We start from the raw sequence: 9196 nt of genomic DNA, 5'->3' as shown, positions 1-9196 counted from the left end.
CCGCCTCGCCCTGGATGGGCTCCAAGCAGATGGCCGCGGTCTCGTCGGTCACGGCGGCGGCGAGCGCGTCGGCGTCTCCGTAGGGGACGAAGCTGACGTCGCCGGGGAGCGGCTCGAAGGGCTCGCGGTAGGCAGCCTTCGACGTCAGTGCGAGCGCGCCCATCGTGCGCCCGTGGAACCCGCCCTCGGCCACGACCACGTGGGTGCGACCGGTGCGGCGGGTGAGCTTGAAGGCGCCCTCGTTGGCCTCGGCGCCGGAGTTGGCGAAGAAGACCTTGCCGCCCTGCTGAGCGACGGCGTCACCGAGCAGGGCGAGCAGCCGCTCGGCCAGCTCGACCTGCGGGCCGGTGGTGAAGAAGTTGGAGACGTGACCGAGGGTCTGCAGCTGCTCGGTCACCGCTCCGACCAGGGCCGGGTGGCCGTGTCCGAGGGAGTTGACCGCGATGCCGGCCAGGAGGTCGACGTACTCCTTGCCGTCCTCGTCCCACACGTGGGTGCCCTCGCCGCGCACCAGCGCGAGCTTGGGCGGGCCGAAGGTGTTCATCAGCGCCTCGGGGTAGCGGGCCTTCAGCGAGTCGCTCACTTCTTCACCGCCTTCTGCCGGGCCTTGCGGACCTTGGTGTCGACGCCGGGCAGCACCTGGGTGCCGACGCCCTCGTCGGTGAAGAGCTCCAGCAGCACGGCGTGCGGCTCGCGGCCGTCGACGACGGTCGCACCGCGCACCCCGCCCTCGACCGCCTCGAGGCAGGCCTGCATCTTCGGGATCATGCCCGACGCCAGCGTCGGGAGGATCTCGCGCAGTGCCTCCGGGGCGATCTCGCCGATCACGTCGGTGCTCTCGGGCCAGTCGCGGTACAGCCCCTCGACGTCGGTCAGCACCAGCAGCTTCTCCGCGCCGAGCGCGACGGCGAGCGCCGACGCCGCCGTGTCGGCGTTCACGTTGTGCACCTGCCCGGACGCGTCGGGCGCGATCGTCGAGACGACCGGGATGCGGCCGGCGTCGATGAGGTCCTGGACGGCCTCGGGGCGCACCTGGGTGACCTCGCCGACGAGGCCGATGTCGGTCTCGACGCCGTCGATGACGGGTCGCGTGGTGGTCGCCGTGAACAGGCCGGCGTCCTCGCCCGACAGGCCGACGGCGAGGGCTCCGTGCCGGTTCAGCAGACCGACGAGCTCACGGCCGACCTGGCCGGTGAGCACCATGCGGACGACGTCGACGGCCTCGGGGGTCGTGACGCGCAGCCCGCCGCGGAACTCCGACTCGATGCCGAGCCGGTCGAGCATCGCGCTGATCTGGGGTCCGCCACCGTGCACCACGACCGGCTTGAAGCCCGCCAGGCGCAGGAAGACGATGTCCTCGGCGAACGCCTGCTTCAGCGACTCGTCGGTCATCGCGTTGCCGCCGTACTTCACCACCACGACCTTGTCGTGGTAGCGCTTCAGCCACGGGAGCGCGCCGGCCAGCGTGGCCGCCTTCTCGGTGTGCTCGGCCCACTGCTCGCGCGTGTGGCCCGGGTCAGGGGTGCCGAAGGTGTCGTCGTCCGTCATCGGGGGTCCTCAGGAGGAGTAGGCGGAGTTCTCGTGAACGTAGGCGTGGGTCAGGTCGTTCGTCCAGACGGTCGCCGTCTCCGGCCCCGACTTCAGGTCGATGGTCACGGAGACCGCGCGGTCCTCCAGCGAGACGCTCGTCGCCGGCTCGCCGGGACCGCTGTCGCGGCACACCCACACGCCGTTGAGCGCGACGTCGAGGTCGGCGGGGTCGAACGTCGCCGACGTCGTGCCGACCGAGGCCAGCACGCGACCCCAGTTGGGGTCCTTGCCGAACACGGCGGCCTTGAACAGGTTGCTCCGGGCCACGGAGCGGGCGACCTCGACCGCGTCGTCCTCGCTCGCCGCGCCGCGGACCTCGATCGAGATCTCGTGGTCGGCGCCCTCGGCGTCGGCGAGCAGCTGCAGCGCGAGGTCGTGGCAGACCGTCGTCAGGTGCTCGGCCAGCTCGTCGACCGACGGGGTGGCGCCGGAGGCCCCGCTCGCCATGAGCAGCACGGTGTCGTTGGTCGACTGGCAGCCGTCGGAGTCCAGCCGGTCGAACGTCACACGGGTCGCCCGGCGCAGCGCCGCGTCGAGCGTGGCCGCGTCGACGTCGGCGTCGGTCGTGACGACCACGAGCATCGTGGCCAGCGCAGGCGCCAGCATGCCGGCACCCTTCGCCATGCCGCCCACCGTGAACGCCCGCCCTGCGGAGTCGGTGCCCTCGGCGACCGACTGCTTCGGGACGGTGTCGGTCGTCATGATGGCCGCTGCAGCCGCCGCTCCCCCGTCGTCGGACAGCTCCGCGTGCGCCGCCCGGACACCGGCGAGCAGGTCGTCGCGGTCGTTCAGCAGACCGATCAGGCCGGTCGAGCAGACCTGCACGTCGATCGCACCGACACCAACGAGCTCGCCCACGAGCTCGGCGGTGGCATGGGTCAGCTGGAAGCCCTCGGCGCCCGTGTAGCAGTTGGCGCCGCCGGAGTTCAGCACGACCGCCCGCGCCGAGCCGGTCTTGATCGCCTCGGCGCTCCAGAGGACCGGGTTGGCCCGGCACCGGTTGCTGGTGAAGACCGCCGCCGCTGCCGACGACGGACCGTCGTTGACGACGAGCGCGACGTCGGGCGCGCCGGTCGACTTCAGGCCGGCGGCGACACCGGCGGCGCGGAAGCCCTGTGCTGCGGTGACCGTCATGGCGCCACTCCCGTGGTGGTGAGGCCCGTGGTCTCCGGGAGGCCGAGGGCGAGGTTCATGGACTGGATCGCGCCACCGGCGGTGCCCTTGACGAGGTTGTCGATCACGGTGGTGACCACGAGGCGTCCGGCGGCCGAGTCGACGGCGACCTGGAGCTGGGCCGTGTTGGCGCCGAGCGTCGCGGCCGTCGTCGGCCACTGGCCCTCCGGCAGCAGGTGGACGAACGGCTCGCCCTCGCCGGGTCCCCCGTACGCCTGCTCGTAGACGCTGCGCACGCGCGCTGCGTCGACGCCGTCGGCGAGGCGCGCGGTGGCGGTCGCGAGGATGCCGCGGGCCATGGGCACGAGCGTGGGCGTGAAGGAGATGGTGACGTCCTCTCCTCCGGCCTTGGTGAGGTTCTGGATGATCTCGGGCACGTGGCGGTGCACGCCGCCGACGCCGTACGGCGACGCGGCGCCGAGGCCCTCGGAGGCGAGCAGGTGCGTCTTCGGCGCCTTGCCGGCACCGGAGAACCCGTTGGCGAGCACGGCGACGAGGTCGTCGGGCGCGACGACACCGGCCGCGATCGCCGGCTGCAGGCCGAGCGTCACGGCGGTGACGTTGCAGCCCGGGACCGCGATCCGCTTGACGCCGGCGAGGGCGTCGCGCTGACGGCTCTCGCCCACGAACAGCTCGGGCAGTCCGTAGGGCCAGGTGCCTGCGTGCTCGCTGCCGTAGAACGTCGTCCAGTCCTCGGCGCTCTCCAGCCGGTGGTCGGCGCCGCAGTCGATGACGAGCACGTCGTCACCGAGCTCGGCAGCGATGCGTCCGGACTCGCCGTGGGGCAGGCCGAGGAAGACGACGTCGTGACCGGCGAGGGTCGACGCGTCGGTCGGCTGGATCACGCGGTCGGCGAGGTCCACGAGGTGCGGCTGGTGCTCTCCCAGGCGCGAGCCCGCGGAGGACGCCGCGGTGACGGCGCCGATCGTCACGTCGGGGTGCGCGCCGAGGAGCCTCAGCACCTCGCCCCCGGCGTAGCCGCTCGCGCCGGCGACGGCAGCGGTGTAGGTCGTCATCGGTCCACCTTGTCAGGTCGGGTCGGGAAGGGGTGGGACGTCGGCACCCCGACGTCGGTGCTCAGTCGGTGCCGAGCTCCATCGCGGCGGCGTCGAGCGCCTGCTCCGTCTCGGTCGCGGCGGCCGGGTTGGCCTCGATGCGTAGGGCTCCGCCGGCGGGCAGCTCGCCGAAGAGCGTGCCGTTCTCGACGAGGACCTGGCCCTGGTCGAGGGGCTGGCCGGCGTACATCTCCAGCTTGGCGCGCGAGTCGGCGATGTCGAGGTTGCGCATCGTCAGCTGGCCGATCCGGTCGGTCGGGCCGAACACGGCGTTGTCGGTGCGCTCCATCGACAGCTTGTCGGGGTGGTAGGAGAAGTTCTCGCCCTGCGTGTCGAGGATCGAGTAGTCCTCGCCGCGCCGCAGTCGGAGCGTGACGCTGCCGGTGACGAGCGAGGCGATCCAGCGCTCGACGGACTCACGCAGCATCATCGCCTGCGGGTCGAGCCAGCGGCCCTCGTACATGAGCCGGCCGAGCCGACGTCCGTGGGCGTGGAAGTTGGCGATCGTGTCCTCGTTGTGGACGGCGTTCACGAGCCGCTCGTAGGCGATGTGCAGCAGGGCCATGCCCGGCGCCTCGTAGATGCCGCGGCTCTTGGCCTCGATGATGCGGTTCTCGATCTGGTCGGACATGCCGAGACCGTGGCGTCCGCCGATCGTGTTGGCGGCGTGCACGAGCGCGACCGGGTCGTCGAAGCGGGTGCCGTCGATCGCGACCGGCCGTCCGGCCTCGAACGTGATGGTCACGTCCTCGGTGTCGATGTCGACCGACGGGTCCCAGAACTTCACGCCCATGATCGGCTCGACGGTCTCGAGGGAGACGTCGAGGTGCTCGAGCGTCTTCGCCTCGTGGGTGGCGCCCCAGATGTTCGCGTCGGTGGAGTACGCCTTCTCCTGGCTGTCGCGGTAGGGCAGGTCGCGCTCGGTGAGCCACTGGCTCATCTCGGTCCGCCCGCCGAGCTCGCTGACGAAGTCGGCGTCGAGCCACGGCTTGTAGATGCGAAGCGCCGGGTTGGCGAGCAGGCCGTAGCGGTAGAACCGCTCGATGTCGTTGCCCTTGAACGTGGAGCCGTCGCCCCAGATGTCGACGCCGTCCTCGTGCATGGCCCGCACGAGCAGCGTGCCGGTGACGGCCCGCCCGAGCGGCGTCGTGTTGAAGTAGGTGCGCCCGGCCGACTTGATGTGGAAGGCGCCGCATGCGAGGGCGGCCAGGCCTTCCTCCACCAGCGGGGTCTTGATGTCGATCGCGCGGGCCAGCTCGGCGCCGTACTGCATCGCCCGACCCGGGATGCCGGAGATGTCCGGCTCGTCGTACTGGCCGATGTCGGCCGTGTACGTGCAGGGCACCGCGCCCTTGTCGCGCATCCACGCGACGGCCACGGACGTGTCGAGCCCTCCGGAGAAGGCGATGCCGACGCGCTCGCCGACGGGCAGGGAGGTGAGGACCTTGGACATGCTCACAGTCTTGCACACGCCTGCAAGGTCTTGCAGTGCGGGGGTGTCTTGGCCTGCTGCTGCGCTGCCGACGTTGGTCTCGTCCTGCTGCTGCGTTGCCGTCGGGGAACTCGACCTGCTGGTGCGCTGCCTCGGCTGGTGCTGCGGGTGGTCTCCGAGAGGGCCTCGACCGGGCGGCTGGCACCGCGCTGGTCTGGGGTCTCGGGCTGCGGGTTGGTGCTGGGGTGGACGCACGATGCTGCGTTCGTGCGTTGAAGGCTGAGGTTTCTGCGTTTCCTACGGGATCCCGTCGCTAACGCAGAGGCGTGCGGCCTCGCACGCGTGAATGAAGAATCTTGGGTGCACTTTGCGTTGAGGTGACGAACGATTCTTCCTTGGTGTGGACCGTTCCACGCGAAGGAAGAACCCTTCCGCCGCTCAGCCAGCCATCGGTGGATTCTCAACCGCAGAAGCGCTCCTGCGGTTGCAGATCCACCGATAGAACGCGCAAACGCAGAATCTTGGCCCCAGAACGCAGAAACGACGAATCCTGCGTCACCCACGAGCCCAGACCAGACCCCGAGACCCCGAGCCAGCCCCAGGCCCGCCGCCGGTCGAGGCCCTTTCGGGGACCAGACACAGCACCAGCCGAGGCAGCGCACCAGCAGGACGAGACCCCCGCAGGCAGCGCACCAGCAAGCCCAGACCCCCTGCGGCAGCGCACCAGCAGGGACCAGCCGCCCCGACTCAGCGCAGCACGCCCCCCAGCGCCTCGCCGGCGGCGACGAGGGCGGCGCGCGCCTCGGCGATCTCGGTGTCCTTGAGGGTGCGGTCGGGGGCGCGGAGGCGGACGGCGAAGGCGAGCGACTTCTGGCCATCCGGCACGGGCGCGCCCGTGTAGACGTCGAAGAGGCGCACCGACTCGACCGCGGCGTGGGCCGACGCCAGTGCCGCGCGCAGCGACTCGGCGGTGACGGACGTGTCGACGAGGAACGCGAGGTCCTCCTTCGCGACCGGGTAGGTCGAGAAGTCGGGCCGGGGGCCGATCGCGGGCGAGGCCGCGAGCAGCGCGTCGAGGTCGATCTCGCCGGCCACCGAGCGCGGCGGGAGGCCGTGCTCCTTCAGCACGGTCGGGTGCACGGGCGACCGGCGCCGTCCCAGCCCGACCGCTCGCGCTCCCCCACCAGCACCCAGCCCGCGTGGAACGGCTGGTGCGGCAGGGCGGCGTCGAGCGCCGCGAGCTCCTCGGGCGTCGGGCGGCGGTCGGTGCCGTAGATCGGGGCCTCCGGCGCACCCTCGCGCGCGAGGAACACGCGTCCGACCTCGCTGACCTGGACCGACTCGTGGCCGCGGCCGACGTTCAGCGACGCGGCCCGCAGCAGCCCCACGAGCAGGGTCGTGGTGAGACCCGGCTCCTCGGTCGACAACGGGTTGGCGAGCAGCACCTGGCGACGACGGACGTCGTCGGCGTCGATGCCGAGGCGGTCGAGGTCGGCCGGTCCTGCGAAGGGCAGGGTCGTGACCTCGACGAGACCCGCGCCGGCGAGCACGTGCCCGACGCGACGCCGCAGCTCCTGGTGGCGGGTGAGACCCCGCCCGCCCGTGGGCGTCGGCAGCACCGACGGCACCTGGTCGTACCCGGCCGTGCGCAGCGCCTCCTCGACGAAGTCGTAGGGATCGTTCAGGTCGAAGCGCCAGCTCGGCGGCGTGACGACGAAGACGTCACCGTCGCGCTCGACCGTGCAGCCGTTGCGCTCGAACGTGCGCTGGGCCTCCTCGGGCGCGATCGGCACGCCGCTGATCCGCGCCGGGAGGTCGACCGGCACGCGCACGGCGGCGCGGGCCGGCGCCTCGCCCACCACGGTCGCGCCCGGCTCGAGGGTGCCTCCGCCCAGCTCGACCAGCAGCTCGGCCACGCGGGCCGCGCCCACCAGCGCCAGCTCGGGGTCGACGCCGCGCTCGTAGCGCTTGGCCGCCTCCGACGGCAGCCGGTGACGCTTGACGGCGCGGAAGATCGTCACCGGGTCCCAGTACGCGGCCTCGACGACGACCGAGGTGCTCGTGTCGCTGATCTCGGTCGACGCACCACCCATCACGCCGGCCAGACCGACCGGTCCGGAGTCGTCGGCGATGACGAGGTCGTCGGGCGTGAGGGCGCGGTCGACGTCGTCGAGGGTCGTCAGCCGCTCTCCCTCGCGCGCCCGGCGGACGACGACGTCGCCCTGCAGGCGGTCGCGGTCGTAGCAGTGGTTCGGCTGACCGAGCTCGAGCATGACGTAGTTGGAGACGTCGACGGTGAGCGAGATCGACCGCATGCCCGCGTCGGTGATCCGTCGGGCCATCCAGGCGGGCGTCGGCGCGGTGGGGTCGACGCCCGAGACGACGAGCGCCGTGAACACCGGGCACCCCTCGGGGTCCTCGACGCGCACCGGGTAGGCGGGCGTGTCGGCCGACGGGACCGGGCGGTCGGCGGGATCGGCGAAGGGGACGTCGAACGCGAGCGCGGCGTCGCGCCCGACGCCGCGCAGGCTGAGCGCGTAGGCGCGGTCGGGGTTGACCTCGAGGTCGAGCGTCTGGTCACCGAGGCCCAGGACCGTGACCGCGTCGTCGCCCGGCGTCGCGGACCCCGGCTCGAGCACGAGGATCCCCGCGGCGCTGGTCTCGTCGTCGGGGAGGCCGAGCTCGCGGGTGGAGCAGATCATGCCGTCGGAGACGTGGCCGTAGGTCTTGCGCGAGCCGATCTCGAAGCCCAGCTCGGGCAGGTGCGTGCCGGGCAGCGACACGACCACGAGGTCGCCGACGCCGAAGTTGTGTGCACCGCAGACGATCCCGCGCGACGGCACGTCGTCGCCCGGCGCGTCGGGCACCGACGGCTCGTTGCGCTCCGGCCCGACGTCGACACGGCACCAGTTGATGGTCTTGCCGTTCTTCTGCTTCTCCGGCTGGACGGCCAGCACGCGGCCGACCGTGAGCGGGCCGGTGATGCCGCCGCCGACGATCTCCTCGAGCTTGAGGTCGTACATCGTCAGCCGGTCGGCGATCTCCTCGGTGGTCGCCTCGGCCGGCAGCTCCACGACGGAGCGCAGCCACTCGACGGGTACGCGCATCAGCGATCCACCCCCGTCGAGAGCGCATCACGGTTCGGGGGCAGGTCGCTGGTCATCTGACGGTTCCCTCGCTGACGCTCGTTCACAGACCCACTCCGAACGGCTCGGTGAAGCGGATGTCGCCGTCCCACAGGTCGCGCAGGTCCGCGATGTCGTAGCGGCTGGTGATGGTGCGGTCCAGGCCCATGCCGAAGGCGAAGCCCGAGTACTCCTCGGGGTCGACGCCGCAGGCGACGAGGACGCGCGGGTTGACGACGCCGCAGCCACCCCACTCGATCCAGCCCTCACCGCGGCACGTGCCGCAGTCGGCGACGGCCCCGGGGTCGTTGTGGCAGACGTAGCAGAGCAGGTCGACCTCGGCGCTCGGCTCGGTGAACGGGAAGTACGACGGGCGGAAGCGCGTCGTGACCTCGGGTCCGTAGACGGCGGCGGCGAAGTGGTCGAGCGTGCCCTTGAGGTGCGCCATGGAGAGGCCGCGGTCGATCGCGAGCCCCTCGACCTGGTGGAAGACCGGCATGTGCGTGGCGTCGGCCTCGTCGGTGCGGTACACCCGGCCGGGGCAGACGACGTAGATCGGGGGCGTGCGGGTCAGCATGCTGCGGGCCTGCACCGGCGACGTGTGGGTGCGCAGCACGAGCGCGGCCCGCTCCGGCGAGACCCAGAACGTGTCCTGCATCGTGCGCGCGGGGTGGTTCGGTCCCAGGTTGAGCGCGTCGAAGTTGAGCCACTCGGCCTCGACCTCGGGGCCCTCGGCGACCTCCCAGCCCATGGCCACGAAGAGGTCGGCCACGTGCTCCTGGATGGTGGTGATGGGGTGGCGGGCGCCGACGGGCTCGCGG

6 protein-coding genes and 1 pseudogene are annotated in these 9196 nt (G+C 72.0%); all 7 read right to left on the bottom strand.

Going from position 1 to position 9196, the window contains the following annotated elements; genetic code table 11:
• The coding region (locus A6Q81_RS14605; protein WP_286690910.1) for an aminotransferase class III-fold pyridoxal phosphate-dependent enzyme at nucleotides 1-544 on the bottom strand (544 nt) is incomplete at its 3' end.
• Between the two features lie 35 nt (nucleotides 545-579).
• Nucleotides 580-1548: an acetylglutamate kinase gene (gene argB / locus A6Q81_RS14600; protein ID WP_286690909.1), complete on the bottom strand. Its 969-nt coding sequence runs from the start codon at nucleotides 1546-1548 to the stop codon at nucleotides 580-582.
• Between the two features lie 9 nt (nucleotides 1549-1557).
• The gene (gene argJ, locus A6Q81_RS14595; RefSeq protein WP_286690908.1) at nucleotides 1558-2724 is read right to left on the bottom strand and encodes a bifunctional glutamate N-acetyltransferase/amino-acid acetyltransferase ArgJ; all 1167 of its coding nucleotides are present in this window, start codon (nucleotides 2722-2724) and stop codon (nucleotides 1558-1560) included.
• Entirely contained in the window at nucleotides 2721-3779 is a 1059-nt protein-coding gene (gene argC, locus A6Q81_RS14590; RefSeq protein WP_067857212.1) for an N-acetyl-gamma-glutamyl-phosphate reductase, read from the bottom strand. Before argC ends, argJ begins: the two co-directional genes overlap by 4 nt.
• A gap of 61 nt (nucleotides 3780-3840) precedes the next feature.
• A complete protein-coding gene (argG, locus tag A6Q81_RS14585; protein WP_067857205.1) occupies nucleotides 3841-5271 on the bottom strand; it encodes an argininosuccinate synthase in 1431 nt (476 codons plus the stop codon).
• 726 nt (nucleotides 5272-5997) lie between these two features.
• A pseudogene (pheT, locus tag A6Q81_RS14580) lies at nucleotides 5998-8357 on the bottom strand (phenylalanine--tRNA ligase subunit beta).
• A gap of 82 nt (nucleotides 8358-8439) precedes the next feature.
• A partial coding sequence (gene pheS / locus A6Q81_RS14575; protein ID WP_286690907.1) for a phenylalanine--tRNA ligase subunit alpha occupies nucleotides 8440-9196 on the bottom strand: 757 nt, incomplete at its 5' end.

The sequence above is a fragment of the Aeromicrobium sp. REDSEA-S38_B2 genome, assembly GCF_001628525.1.
In the GTDB taxonomy this organism is placed as follows: Bacteria; Actinomycetota; Actinomycetes; order Propionibacteriales; family Nocardioidaceae; genus Aeromicrobium; species Aeromicrobium erythreum.
The sequence above is the reverse complement of the archived record's forward strand: the minus strand, read 5'-3'. Positions and strand labels throughout refer to the sequence as shown.